At 61.0% G+C, this 16963-nt stretch carries 15 protein-coding genes and 1 pseudogene; 9 read left to right on the forward strand and 7 right to left on the reverse strand.

Annotated elements, in window-relative coordinates; all coding sequences use genetic code 11:
- The first annotated feature begins 87 nt into the window (after positions 1-87).
- Entirely contained in the window at positions 88-720 is a 633-nt protein-coding gene (gene yfcF, locus JFT63_RS04540) for a glutathione transferase (RefSeq protein WP_198843557.1), read from the forward strand.
- Here yfcF and JFT63_RS04535 read toward each other — a convergent pair.
- Positions 679-963, reverse strand: a complete 285-nt coding sequence (locus JFT63_RS04535; RefSeq protein WP_198843556.1) for a hypothetical protein — start codon at positions 961-963, stop codon at positions 679-681. The two genes, yfcF and JFT63_RS04535, sit on opposite strands and share 42 nt — an antisense overlap.
- A gap of 137 nt (positions 964-1100) precedes the next feature.
- On the opposite strand from JFT63_RS04535, the gene JFT63_RS04530 reads away from it, so the two are divergent.
- Together JFT63_RS04530 and JFT63_RS04525 are read left to right on the forward strand one after the other, a co-directional pair.
- Positions 1101-1745, forward strand: a complete 645-nt coding sequence (locus tag JFT63_RS04530; protein WP_186560162.1) for an ATPase — start codon at positions 1101-1103, stop codon at positions 1743-1745.
- Positions 1746-1790: 45 nt separating this feature from the next.
- Positions 1791-2132, forward strand: a complete 342-nt coding sequence (locus JFT63_RS04525; RefSeq protein WP_057702761.1) for a hypothetical protein — start codon at positions 1791-1793, stop codon at positions 2130-2132.
- Positions 2133-2334: 202 nt separating this feature from the next.
- Here JFT63_RS04525 and JFT63_RS04520 read toward each other — a convergent pair whose 3' ends face one another.
- Together JFT63_RS04520 and JFT63_RS04515 are read right to left on the reverse strand one after the other, a co-directional pair.
- Positions 2335-3081, reverse strand: coding sequence for a creatininase family protein (locus JFT63_RS04520; RefSeq protein WP_057702762.1), 747 nt, complete (start codon positions 3079-3081; stop codon positions 2335-2337).
- A gap of 30 nt (positions 3082-3111) precedes the next feature.
- On the reverse strand, positions 3112-3825 hold the full coding sequence (locus JFT63_RS04515) for a murein L,D-transpeptidase catalytic domain family protein (protein ID WP_057702763.1): 714 nt from the start codon (positions 3823-3825) through the stop codon (positions 3112-3114).
- A gap of 39 nt (positions 3826-3864) precedes the next feature.
- Between JFT63_RS04515 and JFT63_RS04510 the strand changes: the two genes are divergently transcribed.
- The gene (locus JFT63_RS04510; RefSeq protein WP_198843555.1) at positions 3865-5460 is read left to right on the forward strand and encodes a L,D-transpeptidase family protein; all 1596 of its coding nucleotides are present in this window, start codon (positions 3865-3867) and stop codon (positions 5458-5460) included.
- 171 nt (positions 5461-5631) lie between these two features.
- Here JFT63_RS04510 and JFT63_RS04505 read toward each other — a convergent pair whose 3' ends face one another.
- Both JFT63_RS04505 and JFT63_RS04500 read right to left on the reverse strand, forming a co-directional pair.
- A complete protein-coding gene (locus JFT63_RS04505) occupies positions 5632-7023 on the reverse strand; it encodes a sensor histidine kinase (RefSeq protein WP_057702765.1) in 1392 nt (463 codons plus the stop codon).
- Positions 7001-7684: a response regulator transcription factor gene (locus tag JFT63_RS04500; RefSeq protein WP_005787712.1), complete on the reverse strand. Its 684-nt coding sequence runs from the start codon at positions 7682-7684 to the stop codon at positions 7001-7003. The genes JFT63_RS04505 and JFT63_RS04500 overlap by 23 nt, the downstream gene beginning before the upstream one ends.
- Positions 7685-8127: 443 nt before the next feature.
- Here JFT63_RS04500 and JFT63_RS04495 point away from each other — a divergent pair, with 443 nt between their 5' ends.
- The gene (locus tag JFT63_RS04495; RefSeq protein ID WP_005787714.1) at positions 8128-9033 is read left to right on the forward strand and encodes a hypothetical protein; all 906 of its coding nucleotides are present in this window, start codon (positions 8128-8130) and stop codon (positions 9031-9033) included.
- A 101-nt stretch (positions 9034-9134) separates the two neighbouring features.
- Here the strand turns inward: JFT63_RS04495 and JFT63_RS04490 are convergent.
- Positions 9135-10366, reverse strand: a pseudogene (locus JFT63_RS04490) (multidrug effflux MFS transporter).
- 92 nt (positions 10367-10458) lie between these two features.
- Here JFT63_RS04490 and pdxR point away from each other — a divergent pair.
- Entirely contained in the window at positions 10459-11871 is a 1413-nt protein-coding gene (gene pdxR, locus JFT63_RS04485; RefSeq protein ID WP_198843554.1) for a MocR-like pyridoxine biosynthesis transcription factor PdxR, read from the forward strand.
- Between the two features lie 106 nt (positions 11872-11977).
- Here pdxR and JFT63_RS04480 read toward each other — a convergent pair whose 3' ends face one another.
- Entirely contained in the window at positions 11978-12886 is a 909-nt protein-coding gene (locus JFT63_RS04480) for a MurR/RpiR family transcriptional regulator (RefSeq protein ID WP_005787722.1), read from the reverse strand.
- 284 nt (positions 12887-13170) lie between these two features.
- Here JFT63_RS04480 and JFT63_RS04475 point away from each other — a divergent pair, with 284 nt between their 5' ends.
- The 3 genes from JFT63_RS04475 to iolB all read left to right on the forward strand — a co-directional run bounded on the left by JFT63_RS04475 (position 13171) and on the right by iolB (position 16937).
- The gene (locus tag JFT63_RS04475; RefSeq protein ID WP_198843553.1) at positions 13171-15108 is read left to right on the forward strand and encodes a bifunctional 5-dehydro-2-deoxygluconokinase/5-dehydro-2-deoxyphosphogluconate aldolase; all 1938 of its coding nucleotides are present in this window, start codon (positions 13171-13173) and stop codon (positions 15106-15108) included.
- 149 nt (positions 15109-15257) lie between these two features.
- The gene (gene iolE, locus JFT63_RS04470) at positions 15258-16145 is read left to right on the forward strand and encodes a myo-inosose-2 dehydratase (protein ID WP_198843552.1); all 888 of its coding nucleotides are present in this window, start codon (positions 15258-15260) and stop codon (positions 16143-16145) included.
- 3 nt (positions 16146-16148) lie between these two features.
- The gene (gene iolB / locus JFT63_RS04465) at positions 16149-16937 is read left to right on the forward strand and encodes a 5-deoxy-glucuronate isomerase (RefSeq protein ID WP_032897000.1); all 789 of its coding nucleotides are present in this window, start codon (positions 16149-16151) and stop codon (positions 16935-16937) included.
- Positions 16938-16963: the final 26 nt, after the last annotated feature.

The raw sequence follows: 16963 nt of genomic DNA on the forward strand, positions 1-16963 counted from the left end.
CCCCCCAGGAATGCCCCCATAAAAACCCTGCATTATCTTTATCGACTCGGATCTCGTAGCGTGGTGTTTCATTCTCGGAGATAGCCCATGAGCCAACCCCCGCTGCGCCTCTACGTTGATTCGCTGTTCACCAGCCCCTACGCCATGTCGGTGTTTGTCGCCCTGCGGGAAAAAGGCCTGGCGTTCGATACGATTACCCTGGACCTGGACGCTGGGCAAAACCAGTCGGCGGATTACGCTCAGCGCTCCCTGACCCAACGGGTACCCACTCTGGAGCACGGTGATTTTACGTTGTCGGAATCTTCGGCAATTACTGAGTACCTGGACCAGGCTTATCCCCCGATCAGCCTTTACCCGGCGGGTCTGCAGCAGCGGGCGAGGGCGCGGCAGGTTCAGGCATGGTTACGCAGTGACTTGCTGCCAATTCGTCAGGAGCGTTCAACCCTGGTGGTGTTCTACGGGCAGCAGATGCCGCCTTTATCGCCGATGGCGCAGGCTGCTGCGGGCAAGTTGATCAGCGCTGCTCAGGCACTACTGGCGGGCAACCCCGAGTATTTGTTTGGTCAGTGGTCGATCGCCGATGTGGATTTGGCGGTGATGCTCAATCGCCTGATCCTTAACGGCGACGCCGTGCCGGCCGAGCTGGTGGCGTACGCGCAACGCCAGTGGCAACGCCCGTCAGTTCGGGAGTGGGTCAACCTGCAACGGCCGGTGCTCTAGCTGCCACTCTTCCTTGACACGCCGGTCGAGGTCCTCCCAGTGGGCCATGCCCAGCACCCGCATGGTGTTCAAGCCTCGCAGGTAACCACGCAGTTGCTGGGCGCTGGCCGAGCGTTGTTCGGCGCCGGCGTTTGGGTCCAGCAGTACGGTTTCATACTCGACCAGGTAATCGGCGACCCGCTCGCGAAATTCCGGCAGTACGGCATCGCGGATGCGGTCGAAGGTTTTCTGGTAGGGCTTCATGGCGGGGTCCTTATAGGTTTTATGGGCTGCCTGACACTATCGGTTCAAATGATAGTCACCATCAAGGATCACAAGTTCTGTTTTTTCGCCAAACGCGCAAAATCTGCCCATCCAGACGCAGCTCAAGGAAATGCGCGATGAGGACGATTATCCAGCTTGCTTTAATGGCCCTGATGTTGGGCACCACCGTCATGACCACCCCGGCGATTGCTGATGAGCTGCGTACAGGCCATTTGCTGCCGCTGGCCGCTAGCGTAGAATCCCTGCAACGCACCCAGACAGTAGGGGTGTTGTTCAGCGAAAACACCCGCGACAACCTCATCTACCTTGAGCGCTATCATGCCATGGCAATGAACGGCGCCAAGGATGCCCTGGATGGGCGGATTCGCCAGGCGTTCGTCAACAGCTCCGATCCGGAACTGGCTATCGACTGGTTGATGAACTCGCTGCAGGGCGCTTTTTTCTCGGTGACGGTCTATAGCTCCCTGGATGACATGGTGCAGGCGCATCCGGATGTGGTGGTGGTGCTCGATACCCATAACCAGTTGCTGACCCAGCGTAACGACCGGGTTGAGGCACGCTTTGCAGCACGTTTTTATGACGCGAACCTGCAATATATCGCCAAGGCCGAAGGCTCGATGGACAGGCAAGTGCCGTCAGTGTGGGTGCACGGCAAGGCAGCGCCGGAGATTGCCGCGTTGATCGAGCAGCAGCGAGATGTACAGCAAGACGCCCTGAAGCAGTTCGATGTGTCGCTCAAGGCCCTGGTTCGCGCAGGTTGATTCGCGAGTGGATGTGAACCCTATTGGTTATTTTCAGGAATCTGTATGCGCTCTTTTTTCGCCCCGGCAGTGGCCTTTGCTGCCCTGTTGCTGACTGGTTGTATTACGGCTCCCAATGCCCCGTCGCTGACCCTGCAAACCGCCAAGACCCCCGAAGGCTATGTGCAATGCCTATTGCCCAAGCTGGAAAAGCACGGCATCAGCTCGACCGTGACGCAGAACTCCCGTCACGCCAAGGTGTTGTTGACCAGCAAGATCGCCGCCGATGATGTGCTGGAAGCCTACAAGTCCCAGGACGGTACCAAAGTGTCGCTGTATGAGCGCAAGCCGCTGGTTTCGGCAATCAAGCCATCGCGGCTTGAGCAGGCGGCCCAGGACTGCAAATAATGTGGGAGAGGCTTGACCGGAGCCAGTCAGTTAAGCGTACATAGCCCTCTGTAGGAGCGAGCTTGCTCGCGAAAAACTTCAACGATAAAGCGTGCTTCCTGAATGAACGCGGCGCCTGTGAGTTTTTCGCGAGCAAGCTCGCTCCTACAGAACTGCTATCGGGAGCAAGTCGGATCGTCGCACGGCCCCTCCCGCATTTGGCTCAAGGTTTTGCTTCGTTGCTGAAGCTGTCCACCGTCTTGATCAACCCCAGCGCCGCCAACGCGACCAACTCACCGCCTTTTTCCACCGTCGCCAGCGCCGGATCCGACCCCATGCGGCCATCGGGGAAGCGCGCGCGGAAGTCCAGCGCCTCGCGGATCGGGCCGGTGTTGGCGATTTGCGGTGAGTAGTCGGCAGACTTGATCGACTGCGGGTAAGCCCACTGCGTCACCGCAATCTCCGACGGCGTGGCGTGGCTGCCGTGGCCGACCGGGAACTGGCGCTGGGCCAGGTCGGTGACGCCTTCCAGGTCCCACCAGTTCACCAGCTTCAGCGCGAACCCGGCCGGGCGGCGGGCGAAGCTGGCTTCGGCGTACAGCTCGGAAAACGCCGCCTCGATCGTGGCGATATTGCCGCCATGGCCGTTCAGGAACAGGATTTTCTCGAAGCCATGCCCGGCCAGCGAACGCACCCAATCGCCAATCGCGGCGATAAAGGTGGAAGGGCGCAGCGAGATGGTGCCGGGAAAGCCCAGGTGGTGCTGGGCCATGCCTATATTGAAAGTAGGGCCGATCAGGATGTCGGCGTTTTTTTGCGCCTCATGGGCGATGATCTCCGGGCACATCCAGTCGGTGCCCAGCAGGCCGGTGGGGCCGTGTTGTTCGTTGGAGCCGATAGGGATCACGACCGTGCGGCTGCGTTCCAGAAACTGCCCGATTTCGATCCAGGTGCTGGTGTGTAGAAGCATTCGAAGCTCTCTTTTATCTGTGGGGACAGGCTATCCGCCACGGATTGTACGACTACTCGCCACCTGTTGGGGTTTGCAATTGAGGTACGTCGAGGACTTCAACCAGCGCTGGTCGGGATACCAGGAGAACATGAACTGCCCATCCTTGAGCTTGTCTACCACTTGACGGGCGACCTGCGGGCGTACTGCCGGGCAGCCCTGGCTGCGGCCGATTCGGCCTTCGCGCTTGCTCCATAACGGGCTGACGTAGTCGGCGGCATGGATCACGATGGCGCGGTCGCGTGCCAGGTCATTGAAGCCGGGCTCAAGGCCATCCATGCGCAGCGAGTAGCCATGGGCGCCGAGGTAGCTTTCCTGGGTGCGGAACAAGCCCAGGCTGGATTGATGGCTGCCTTCGAGATTGGAGAACTGAGTGGCGAAGTTTTCCCCCGACTTGGCGCCATGGGCCACCAGATCACGCAGCACCAGGGTCTGTTTGCGCAAATCGAAGATCCACAGCCGACGGGCGGTCGAGGGCTGGGAGTAGTCAATAACCGCCAGGCGATCGGAGCGTTCCTCGCCGTTATTGACTGCACACTGCACCGCGCTCAGGGCACTTTTGAGTACAGTGGGATTGAGTTCTGGAGCCGAGCGCGCCAGGCTGCTATACAGGGAAGGTGGGGTGCCAGCGGCAGCGAGCGCAAAATTGCTCAATAAAGCCAGGCCCCCGGTGATCAAGCCGAGGTGGCGCATAAAAGTCAGCATCTACAGTCGAGTCCCCGCTGTGGAGTGGAGCTAAGTCAATTGTTCAAAAAACACGCATGTTACTTGAGCATTTGCCTGCTCGTTGCACCATTGGTCGCGACAGCCGATGCGCTGGCGCCTGAGCCGCTGCCGGTCACTACGCCTGCGCCCGTCGATCTGGCGCCGGTACAGCAGGCGCTGGCGCAACTGTCCAGCGTATGCCCGCACCTGGTCTCGCGGGTCGACGCCACCGCGCAGGTGCGCCTGCAAGCCTTTTACCAACAGCAGGGCAATGCACCGTTATGGTCGGCCGACGAGTCTCGGCAAGCCTTGCACACCCAGTTGCAGATGCTGGCCGACGACGGCCTGGATCCCTCCCACTATAGCTTGCCTGCGGTAGATGCCACGGCCAACGTGCTGTGCAGCGACATCGCGACCAGCCAGCAATACCTGCAAGCCCTGCACGACTTGCATTACGGGCGCCTGCTGCAATCGCGCTATGAACCGCTCTGGCATTCTCAACCGCCCACAATTGACCCTAACACCGCAGTATTGGCATTTGCCGCCACCGGCTTGCAGGACATGGCCAAAGGGTTCGACCAGGCGCGGCCCAGTGCAGACTTGTATCGCAGCCTGCGCAATGCCTATTCCAGCCTGCGCCAGCAACCTTTACCGCACTGGGACGCGGTAGGCAGTGGTCCGCTATTACGCCCCGGCATGGAAGACCCGCGTGTGCCGGAATTGGCGCGGCGCCTGCACAGTGGCGGCTATCTGGCCAAGTTGCCCAACGGCAAGCAATATCAGGGCGATCTGGTCAAGGCGGCCAAAGCGTTCCAGCTCAGTCATTCGTTGCAAGCCGATGGTGTGATCGGCGCAGGCACCGTGGCCGAACTCAATATCAGCCCGGCGATACGCCGCGAACAACTGCGCATCAACCTGGAGCGTTTCCGCTGGCTGGCCCAGGACCTGGAGCCCGAAGGCGTCGTGGTCAATGTGGCTGCTGCGCAATTGAGTGTGTACCAGAGCGGCATTCCGGTATGGCAAACCCGCCTGCAAGTGGGACGCGCCGAACGCCAGACACCGCTGCTCAAGTCGCGCATCACGCGGCTGACCCTCAACCCCACCTGGACCATCCCGCCGACCATCATGCGCGAGGACAAACTCCCGGCCATCCGTCTGAACCCGGAATACCTGCGTCAGCAAAACCTGCAAGTGCTCGACGCCGAAGGCCATCCGCTGACGCCCGAGCAGGTCGACTGGGCGCGCCCCGGCAATATCCTGCTGCGCCAGCAGGCTGGCCCGCGCAACCCGCTGGGCAAGATCGTGATGCGCTTCCCTAACCCGTTCTCGGTGTACCTGCACGACACACCCAGCCAGCCGCTGTTTACCAAGGGTCCACGGGCGTTCAGTTCGGGGTGTGTGAGGGTCGAGCAGCCGCTGCTGCTGCGTGACCTGTTGGTAACCCCGGCCGAACGCACCCGTACCGATGAGCTGCTGGCCACCGGCCTGACCCATGAATTCAGGCTGACCACGCCGGTGCCGGTGCTGTTGGGGTATTGGACGGTGGAAGTGGATCGCCAGGGGAGCCTGGTCTACGCGCCGGATATCTATGCGCTTGATCCGGTGTTGATCAAGGCCATGGGGAGTGTGCTCTAGAAAAAATATGGGGGAGGGCTTTGAAACACCATGTAGGAGCGAGCTTGCTCGCGAAAAACGTCAACGATAACGCGTGTTTCCTGAGTAAACGCGGCGCCTATGGGTTTTTCGCGAGCAAGCTCGCTCCTACATGGTGTTAGGGCAAGCGCCGTCCTTGATGTCCCTTACGTTCTATTCCGGTATCAACTGCTGGCGGCATTCCAGCACCAGCAGGGCGCCGCCCAGTTCGCTGGTGCCGACTTCGAGCTTGAAACCGTGCAGGTTGATGATCGCCGCCACAATCGACAGCCCCAGACCAAAGCCACCTTGCTGATCGTTTTCATCCACCCGATAGAAACGCTGAAACACCGACGCGCGTTCAGCCGCCGGAATTCCGGGCCCCGAGTCGAGCACTTCAATGCGCGTACTGCCCATATCATTGACCGCTCGCAGGATGACCTTGCCATTGGGCGGAGTGAACTTGATCGAATTGCTCAACAGGTTGGCCAAGGCCTCAAACAACAGGGCGCGATCGCCGGTCACCCACGGCAATGATTCGGGAGTTTGCAATACCAACTCCATTTCACCTTCCTCCGCGAGGGGCAGATAAAAGTCATGCAGTTCGCGCAGCAACGGCAGCGGGTCCAGTACCAAAAAGCCTGACCGACGCTGGTGATCTTCCAGTTCGGAAATGCGCAGCAGCCCGCGAAAGCGCGCCATCAGTGTGTCGGTTTCGGCAATGGCGTCATCGAGTTTCACTGCGTGGGCGGAGTCTTCCTCGGCTTGCTGCTTGATGCGGTAAAGCTGCGCGCGCAGGCGGGTGAGGGGGGTACGCAGGTCGTGGGCGATGGCGTCGCACACGCCCTTGACCTCGTTCATCAGTTTCTCGATGCGTTCGAGCATGGCGTTGACGATGGCCGCGAGCATGTCCAGTTCGTCGCGCCGATCAGACAGCGGCAAGCGGTGCGTCAGGTCGCCGGCGACGATGGCTTCGGCGCTGGCCTGGATCCCGCGGATGCGCCGCAACGGGCGGCGGCGCAGCAGGTGCCAGCCGGCAGCGCCGGGGATGATGGTCAACGACAGCGCCCACAGCAGGGCATGCCAGATGATCCGCGTTACGCCGAACAGCGAGCCGTTGGCGCGCACCAGCACCAGCCAGCGCCCGTCGTCGGTGTGGGTGGCAACGGCGTCGCAGCTGTCCTTGGGCAGCTTGGGGTCATCGGATTCGACGCAGTTGGCCAGGGTGTGGATCTTGCCATCCAGCGGCAGGTCGGCCGGTACCGTGCGGATCGGGCCGCTCAGGGGCCGGAACTGCTCGTCGAACAAGCCGTAGGCGTCGACGCCCTTCATGTCGAAGGTCATGCTGGTGGTCAGCGCTTCGACCAGGGCTTCGCCGTCAAAACGCTGGAACAAGTGCTGGCGTTGCAGAAGAGAATGGCGCGACAGGTCGCTGAGGTAGCCCGACACCTCGTAATACAGCACCCCCATGAGGATGCAGCTCCACGCCACGAACAACGAGCTGTACAGCGCCAGCAAGCGGCTGCTGGAAGAACGCCAGCCCTTAGAGGGGTTCAGCAATGACATACCCGGAACCTCGTACCGTGCGGATCAGCGGCGTGAGGCCCGGGGGATCGATTTTCTTGCGCAGGCGACCGATGTGCACGTCGATCAGGTTGGTGCCCGGGTCAAAGTGATAACCCCAGACTTCCTCGAAAATCATCATGCGCGACAGGATCTGCCCGGTGTTGCGCATCAGAAATTCCAGCAGTTTGTATTCGGTCGGCAACAGCGTCAGCGGCTGCTCGGCGCGGCTGGCTTCGCGGCTGATCAGGTTCAACTCCAGGTCCGCCACGCGCAGGGCGGTTTCGAACTCCTTGACCGTGCTTTTGCGCCGCAGCAGCACTTCGACACGGGCGGCCATTTCGTCGGAGGCGAACGGCTTGGTCAGGTAGTCATCACCGCCGGCACGCAGGCCGCGTACACGCTCGTCGACATCGGAGAGGGCGCTGATCATCAGGATTGGCGTCGATACCCCAATCGTGCGCAAGGTGGTGACGATGGCCAGGCCATCCAGTTCGGGCAACATGCGGTCGAGGGTAATCAGATCGTAATCGCCGCTCACGGCGCGGACCAGCCCCTCGCGGCCGTTGTCTACCCAGTCTACGTCCAGTCCATGGCTACTCAGCTCGGCGACGATCTCGCGGGCCGTTACGGCGTCATCCTCGATGGTCAAAATGCGGGTCATAGGAGTACCTGGTGAGCGTTCACACTAGAAGTGGAGGTTATTTTGCCAAGAAGTTGCTGAATGTTTCCTAAATAAAACTTCATCTTGGCAAAACTGCCACCATGACTGACACAACCCAGTGTGGGAGGGGGGCAAGCGCTAATGCCTGTAGGAGCGAGCTTGCTCGCGAAAAACGTCAACGATAACGCGTGTTTCCTGAATGAACGCGGCGCCTGTGGGGTTTTCGCGAGCAAGCTCGCTCCTACATGGAATGTGCCCGACGGAAGAATGCATATCGCCCGGTCTTAACCCACCTTTCTTGCAACTTGCATGGTTTTGCGAAGTTCAATTTAGTTAAATTATTGAAAAATAAGAATTTTAAAACGTATGGCGACTGGCATGGTGCCTGCACTGTCCCTTTTGAGACTTGTAACACTATTTTTCATGCCTGGAGCAAAACAACAATGATCACATCCTCATCCGCGCTGCAAGAGTCAAGCACGCTCTCCGGGGTTTCCTGGGGGGCGATCTTCGCCGGGGCCGCTGCGGCGGCTGCGTTGTCACTGATTCTGGTGCTGCTGGGCTTCGGCCTTGGCTTTTCGGCGGTGTCGCCGTGGGCCGACAGCGGTATCAGCGCCAAGGGTCTTGGCATTTCCACGATTGTCTGGCTGGCTTTTACTCAGATCGTCGCATCGGGCCTGGGCGGCTACATCGCTGGCCGGTTGCGGGTGAAGTGGGCCAATATGCACGGCGATGAAGTCTACTTTCGTGATACGGCCCATGGTTTCCTGGCGTGGGCCGTGGCTACCCTGATCACGGCAATGCTGGTGGTCGGTTCGGTCAGCAGTGTGGTCAGCGGCGGTGTTAAAGCCGGTGCCAGCGTCGCGTCGGGCGCCGCCAGTGGTTTGACTCAGGCGGCCGGCAGCGCAGCCAAAGGTGCCGACAGCGGCGACTTCGGCTATTACGTCGACAGCCTGTTCCGCGATGACCGCCCAGCCGCGGTCAGCGACGACGCGGCGCACGCCGTGGTCGGCCGTATCTTTGCCCGCACCCTGAGCAATGACGGCCAACTGGCTGCCGAAGACCGTGCCTACCTGGCCCAGTTGATCACTCAGCGCACCAACCTCAGCCAGGCCGATGCCGAGGCGCGTATCGACAAAGTCTACGGCGATGCCCGTAAAGCCATCGAAGACGCCAAGCTCAAGGCCAAGCAAGCCGCCGAGACCGCCGCCAAAGTGGCTGCCTACACCTCGCTGTGGACCTTCGTGGCGCTGTTGATCGGTGCTTTCTTCGCCAGCTTCGCTGCCACCTTCGGCGGTCGCCGCCGGGATGCTGTGGTGTACGTCGAAACCGAAAACTACGTTCGTTAATTCAAGGTCCATTCATTAAAGGAAAGCATCATGCGCTCATTACTGCTGTGGTTCCTCGGCGTGCCGATTCCGGTGATCATCCTGATCGCGATCTTCATGCACTAAACCCGGGCCTGGCTCGGTAAAGGGTGGGAAGGGCTTTGCTCCTTCCCACTTTTGGTTTTACGCAGTGCCAGCCAACTGGTGACCAGCAAGGCGCTGGCCAGTGAGGTCATGATCACCAGCGGTTGCGCAGTGCCATCCGACAGCAGCCCGGTGGCCCAACTGCTCAGCGCCGTCACAATCATCTGAATAAAAAAGAACAACCCTGACGCCGTTCCGGCAATTGCGCCGTGGGGCTGCAACACCGACAACTGGCAGGCATCGTCAGCCCCACCGATACCATGATCACCACCATCGGCAATACAATCGCCAGCCAATCCTGCGCCAGCACGGTTGTGGCTGTCGCCAGCATCACGCTGCCCAGCACATTCAGGCCGATGGCAACGCTGATCAAGCGGTCTGCCTCGAACCGCCCCACCAGGCGGCGGAACAGGTTGGCGCCGAGCATGTAGCCGCTGATCGTTGCGGCAAATACCAGCGCATAGGCGCTGGGCGACAAACCAAAGCCGCGTTGCAGCAACGCCGAAGACTCGCTGATAAACGGAAAATAGGTGCTGTACACGCAGCCGATCGCCAAGGCATAACGCAGGAAATAACGGTCGCGCAGCAGTTGGCCGTAGATGTGCAGCAAGTGCGGGGGCGGGGCAGCGGCCACTTGCGGCGGACGGGTTTCCGGCAAACGCCGTTGCACCACCAGGCACAACAGGCTGCCAATCACCCCCAGCAACACAAATAAACCTCGCCAACCCAAGAGGGGCAATAACACGCTGCCAAGCACCGGCGCGGCCATGGGCGAGACTGCCATCGCCATGGAGATCAACCCCAGCAAGCGCGCCTGCTCCTGCGGGGCAAAATAGTCGCGCACAATCACCCGACCAATCACCGTGGTGCAGCACCCGCCGAGGGCCTGGAACAGCCGCGCAATGATCAACACCCCGAGGCTGTCGGCCAGTGCGCAAGTGAGGGTCGCCAGCACATAAATCGTCAACCCGGCCAGCAACACCGGGCGACGGCCGAAGCGGTCGGTAAGCGGGCCGCTGACCAGCAAGGAAACCGCCGAACCGAGGGTGTAGAGCGTCAGCACCAGTTGCAGTTGACTGTCCGAGGTTTGGAAGTAGTCGGCCATAGCGGGCAGGGCGGGCAAGTGCAGGTCCAGGGTGAGGCGCGGCAGGCCCACCAGGATCGTCAGCAGCGTTAGCCAGAACCAAGGGGCGAGAATACGTTGCGTCATGGGCGGTTACTTCGCGAGGGGTAGAGCCTGGACTCTAGCGGCGTTGTGGTTTAATCCGCAGGACCACTTGTGCACGGAAGGACTGGACCACTATGCGCCGAGGAAAAGCCGCCTCCCACCTTGACCTGCCGCGCCCGGACAACCTGAATGCGGGTAAACAACAGGGCGCCTATGAGGCGTTACGGGGGGCGATCCTGAATCGGCAGTTGCCGGCCGACAGCCGCTTGCCATCGACCCGCAGCCTGGCCGAGCGTTGGCAGGTTTCACGTGGCACCCTTGAGGCGGTGTTCGACCGCTTGCACAGTGAAGGCTATGTGCAGCGTGTGGCGGGCTCCGGCACGCGGGTGTGCGCGGTGATTCCCGAGCAATTCATTGCGGCCCCGGCATCAGAACACATGCTGCGCAGACCGGTTGACGCCGACCCACCCCACGCCGGTGTGCAGAGCCATGTGCCCTTTGTTGCACGGCGCCCGGATGCCGGCCTGTTCGACCGCAAAGCCTGGGCGCGCTGCATCTCCCGTGGCTTGCTGGCCGCGGGCGTTGGTGTGCTGGAGGCCGCCCACCCGGGGGGGCTGCCGGCCTTGCGGGAGCACATTGCGGATTACTTGCGCAGTTATCGCGGCATGCACTGTGAGGCGGACGAAGTGATTGTTACCACCGGCATTCGTCATGGCCTTGACCTGGTCGCCCGCACGCTGCTTCAACCGGGTGACCTGGCCTGCGTCGAAGATCCCGGCTACACCCCGGCGCGGCGTCTGTTCAACCTGGCCGGTGCACAGGTGCAGTCGATTCCGGTCACCGCCGAAGGGCTCGATACCGCTCAGCTCCCCGCGCACGCACGGCTGGCGTATGTCACCCCCGCGCACCAGGCGCCGCTGGGCGTGACCCTGTCGGTGTCGCGTCGTCTGGCGTTGCTGGATTGGGCACATCGAGCGGATGCCTGGGTGGTCGAAGACGACTATGACAGCGAGTACAACTACAACAGCGCCCCTCTGGCCGCGCTCAAATCCCTGGACACGAATGACCGCGTGCTCTACTGCGGCAGCTTCAACAAAAACCTGTTTCCAGGCTTGCGAGTGGGTTTCATGGTGGTGCCCAAAGCCCTGCGCCCATCACTGCTGCGCACCTTGCAACTGACCGGGCATTCGGTAGGCGCCAGCGATCAGTCGGGCCTGGTGGATTTTCTTGGCAGCGGTGCGTTCGTGCGGCATTTGCGCGCTTCGCGCCAGGCCTATCAGGCGCGGCGTGATGCCTTGCTCGCGTGCCTCCCGCCGGGCGTTACGGTCAGTGGTGAGCAGGCCGGGCTGCATTTTGTGCTGTGGTTACCGGCTGGGGTGTCAGAGGCGGATTTCTGCGCTCGCGCTGCCGACGCCGGGCTGAGCTTGCAGCCACTGGGCAAGTTCTGTGTCGAGGTAACGTTGCCGCCCGCGGTGATCATCGGCTACACCGCGTTGACCCTGGCGCAGATCCGCTTCCACGGCCGGGCCCTGGCGCAATTACTGTAGGAGCGAGCTTGCTCGCGATGATCGTCAACGATTAAGCGTGCTTGCTGAATGAACGCGGCGCCTGTGAGTTTTTCGCGAGCAAGCTCGCTCCTACAGATGGCGCATGTCAGTCGTCGAACCCGACCTGCTCATGAATTTCATCCACCTTCAATTCCAACCGATACGCCACCGCAATAAACAACGCCTGGCACAGGCACAAGGTGGCGCTCAGCGAACGGAAGGCAAACGAAGAGCCTTCATTGACCAACAGCACCGCATTCGCGCGCTTGGCCAGCGGCGACAGGTTGCTGTCGGTGATGATCAGGGTCTTGGCCTGGTGATGCTGGGCAATGCGCAGGCAGTGCTGGGTTTCCTTGCCGTAGGGGGTAAAGCTGATGGCAATCACCAGGTCATTGGCGCGCACGCTGCGCATCTGCTCGCGATAACTGCCGCCCAGGCCCGAGATCAGGTGAATGCGCTTGTTGGTGTGCTGCAGGTTGTAGACCAGGTAGTCGGCCACCGCAAAGGAGCGGCGCACGCCGACCACGTAGATGTTGTCGGCATTGACCACCAGGTCCACGGCTTTCTCGAAAGCCGCATCGTCCAGTTCCAGGCCCAGGCGTTCGATGCCCGAGAGGGTGGCGTTGACGCATTCACGCGCCAGGTCGCCGCCGCTGGCTTTCTGCGACTTGTTGGCGATCATGCTGCGGATGCGCTGCTGGTAGTTCTGCACCGGCGTGGTCTTGTGGGTATACGCCTCGCGAAACAGCGCCTGCATTTCACTGAAACCGCTGAAGCCGAAACGCTGGGAAAACCGCACGATGGCCGAGGGGTGTACTTCGCATTCACGGGCGATGTCACTGATGCGATCGACCATGATGCGGTCGCTCTGCTGGCTCATGTAACTGGCGATGCGCTTGAGCTGGCGCGGCAGGCTTTCGTATTCGTCGGTGATCAGCTGCAACAGGCGCTCGGCATTGATCGGAGGGCTGGCGACAGTTTCTTCCAGGGTGGTCTCGGGATCGGTGCGGGACATGGGCAATCCTTTTGGCGTGTTCGTCTGATGCGCTGATGGTTGGCGCAAGTCTACAGGGTAGGCGCAAAAAAATACCCCGACATCACGGCCCGCGTGGCCTGCTGAAACGATGCACGGGCGCTGGCGTGCCGCTATGCTGACGTATTGGAAAAAATATTCCACTAAAAATAATTATGGAATAAATATTGATTGCCGCCGTCGGACGTTCTAGTCTGCTCCCACCAAGAGCGTTTGCCGCCACCACGGCGGCACAACGCAGGCTGATAAAAATAACAGGAGCCAGCATGGGCCAGACTCGTTTTGCCAGTGGGCGTCAATTGGATCTGATTTGCCTCGGGCGCCTGGGCGTCGACCTCTACGCGCAGCAAGTGGGGGCGCGGCTTGAGGATGTGTCCAGCTTCGCCAAATACCTCGGTGGTTCCTCCGCCAACATTGCGTTCGGCACTGCCCGGCTGGGGCTTAAGTCGGCGATGCTGAGCCGGGTGGGTGACGACCATATGGGCCGTTTTCTGGTCGAATCCCTGGCTCGCGAAGGCTGCGATGTCAGCGGCATCAAGGTCGACCCGGAGCGCCTCACCGCCCTGGTGTTGCTGGGCCTCAAGGACCGCGAAACTTTCCCCCTGGTGTTCTACCGCGAAAACTGCGCCGACATGGCCCTGCGCGCCGAAGACATCAGCGAAGCCTTTATTGCATCGAGCAAGGCGCTGCTGATCACCGGTACGCATTTCTCCACCGACGGCGTGTACAAGGCCAGCATCCAGGCGCTGGAATACGCCGCCAAACACAACGTCCAGCGGGTACTGGATATTGACTACCGTCCGGTGCTATGGGGCCTGGCGGGTAAGGCTGATGGCGAAACCCGTTTTGTTGCCGACCAGAATGTCAGCCAGCATGTGCAGAAAATCCTGCCGCGTTTTGACCTGATCGTTGGCACGGAAGAAGAATTTCTCATTGCCGGCGGCAGTGAAGACCTGCTCACGGCCCTGCGCACGGTGCGTGAACTGACCCCGGCGATCCTGGTGGTCAAGCTCGGCCCGCAGGGCTGCACGGTGATCCACGGCGCAATCCCTGCGCGCTTGGAAGACGGGGCGATCTATCCCGGTGTGCGCGTTGAAGTGCTCAATGTGCTGGGCGCCGGCGATGCCTTTATGTCGGGCTTTCTCAGTGGCTGGCTCAATGACGCCAGCGACGAGCGTTGCAGCCAGTTGGCCAATGCCTGTGGCGGCCTGGTGGTCTCGAGGCACGCCTGCGCACCGGCCATGCCCACGCCCGCCGAACTCGATTACCTGTTCAATAGCCCGGTGCCGATCACTCGGCCCGACCAGGATGCAACCTTGCAGCGCCTGCACCGCGTCACGGTGCCGCGCAAGGCCTGGAAGCAACTGTTCGTGTTCGCCTTCGACCACCGCTGGCAGCTGGTGGAGCTGGCGCAAAAAGGCGGCCAGGATCTGGCGCGGATCAGCGCCATCAAGCAGCTGTTTATCCAGGCCATTGAACGTGTGGAGAACAAGCTCGCCGAGCAGGGCATCGAGGCCGATGTGGGTCTGCTCGCCGATCAGCGTTTCGGCCAGGATGCCCTCAACGCCGCCAGTGGCCGTGGCTGGTGGATCGCCCGCCCGGTCGAAGTGCAGAACTCTCGGCCCCTGGCGTTCGAACACGGCCGTTCGGTGGGCAGTAACCTGATTGCCTGGCCCCAGGAACAGATCATCAAGTGCCTGGTGCAATTTCATCCCGATGACGAGCCGATGCTGCGCCTGGAACAGGAAGCGCAGCTCAAGGCGGTGTATGAGGCGTCCATCGTCAGCGGCCATGAACTGCTGCTGGAAGTCATCCCGCCCAAGGATCACCCATCCACTTACCCCGACGTTTTGTATCGCAGCCTCAAGCGCCTGTACAACCTGGGCATCTACCCGGCGTGGTGGAAGATCGAGGCACAGTCGGCCGAGGATTGGAAAAAGCTCGACGAACTTATCCAGGAGCGTGACCCGTACTGCCGTGGCGTGGTGCTGCTGGGCCTGAATGCCTCCCCTGAGTTTTTGGCTGATGGCTTCAAGCAGGCCAGCCAGAGCAACACCTGCCGCGGGTTCGCCGTGGGCCGCACGATATTCCAGGAACCGAGCCGGGCGTGGATGGCGGGGGAAATCGATGATGAGACCTTGATCCAGCAGGTACAGGCTACCTTCGAACAACTCATCAATGCCTGGCGCAGTGCTCGAACCTGATACATGACCGATACCTGTAGGAGCGAGCTTGCTCGCGAAAAACGCATGGGCACCGCGCTTCGTCAGAATGCCGGTGTAATCGTTAGCGATCTTCGCGAGCAAGCTCGCTCCTACAGTTGAGAAGCGACTTGAATAATAAAGGTGCAGCCATGCCCGCAATCCGAATTGGCATCAACCCGATCTCCTGGAGCAACGATGACCTCCCGGCCCTTGGCGGTGAAACCCCGTTGAGCACGGCCCTGAGCGAAGGCAAGGACATCGGCTACGAAGGTTTTGAACTCAATGGCAAATTCCCCAAGGATGCCAAGGGCGTCGGCGACGTGCTGCGCCCCTATGACCTGGCCCTCGTCTCCGGCTGGTACTCCAGCCGCCTGGCTCGTCGTTCGGTGGCCGAGGAAATCGAGGCTATTGCCGGGCATGTCGAACTGCTCAAACAAAACGGCGCCAACGTACTGGTGTACGGCGAAGTCGCCGACTCGATCCAGGGTTCACGCATTCGCCTGATCGAGCGTCCGCGCTTTCACAGTGAGCAGGCGTGGCAGGCGTACGCCGACAAGCTCACCGAGCTGGCGCGTTTCACCTTGTCCCAAGGCGTGCGCCTGGCCTACCACCACCATATGGGCGCTTACGTTGAGTCACCCGAAGACATTGACCAGTTGATGACACGCACGGGCCCGGAAGTTGGTCTGTTGTTCGATTCGGGTCACTGCTACATGGGAGGCGGCGAACCCATCGAGGTGTTGCGCAAGCACATCGACCGCGTTTGCCATGTGCATTTCAAGGACGTGCGCAAGCCGGTGGTGCAACTGGCGCGCAACCAGATGTGGAGCTTTCCCGATTGCATCGTCAACGGCACGTTCACCGTACCCGGCGACGGCGATATCAACTTTGCGTCGTTGCTGGACGTGTTGCTGGCTGCGAACTATCAAGGCTGGCTGGTGGTGGAAGCCGAGCAGGACCCGGCCGTGGCGCCCAGCTATATCTACGCGAAAAAGGGCTATGACACCTTGCGTGCGCTGCTCGACGAGAGGACTTGAGTGATGAGCTTGTTGGTCAAAAGCAGTAAACGCGGGCAAACCATGGTTGCCCTGGAGGCGGGTCGCCTGGAGTACGTAGGCTTCGCCGCTTACCGCTTGAGCCTGGGCGAAACCTTGCCGGTCAGCGCGGGCGATCAGGAGCTGTGCCTGGTGCTGCTCAGCGGTCGGGTGAATATCGAAGGCGAAGGCTTCAATTGGCAGAACCTGGGCGATCGCCAGTCGGTGTTCGAAGACAAGTCACCGTTCGCCGCCTATTTGCCGCCGGGCACTGACGCCCGAGTCACGGCCCTGAGCGATGTGCAAATTGCCGTCTGCGCAGCGCCGGGTGCTACGGGTTTTGCCCCGCGCCTGATCCGTCCCGAGCAGTGCAAACGCAGTGTGCGCGGCAAAGGCGCCAACACCCGCTATGTCTGCGACATCCTGCCCGACAGTGAGCCGGCGCATTCGCTGCTGGTGGTGGAGGTGCGCACGCCTTCGGGGCATTCCTCAAGTTATCCGCCGCACAAGCACGACACCGACGACCTGCCGCATCAGAGCTTTCTGGAAGAGACCTACTACCACCAGATCAACCCGCCCCAGGGCTTTGTGTTCCAGCGCGTGTACACCGACGATCGCAGCATCGACCAGGCTATGGCCGTGGAAAACAGCGACCTGGTGGTAGTGCCCAAGGGGTATCACCCGGTCAGTGTGCCGTATGGCTACGAGTCTTATTACCTCAACGTCATGGCCGGCCCCAAGCGCGCCTGGCATTTCCATAACGACCCGCAGCACAGTTGGCTGCTGGACCTTTAAACGGTTTTGGACGGAGAACAACAACA

Origin of the sequence: Pseudomonas sp. MF7453 (genome assembly GCF_016405455.1) — a bacterium.
Lineage (GTDB): Bacteria > Pseudomonadota > Gammaproteobacteria > Pseudomonadales > Pseudomonadaceae > Aquipseudomonas > Aquipseudomonas paralactis.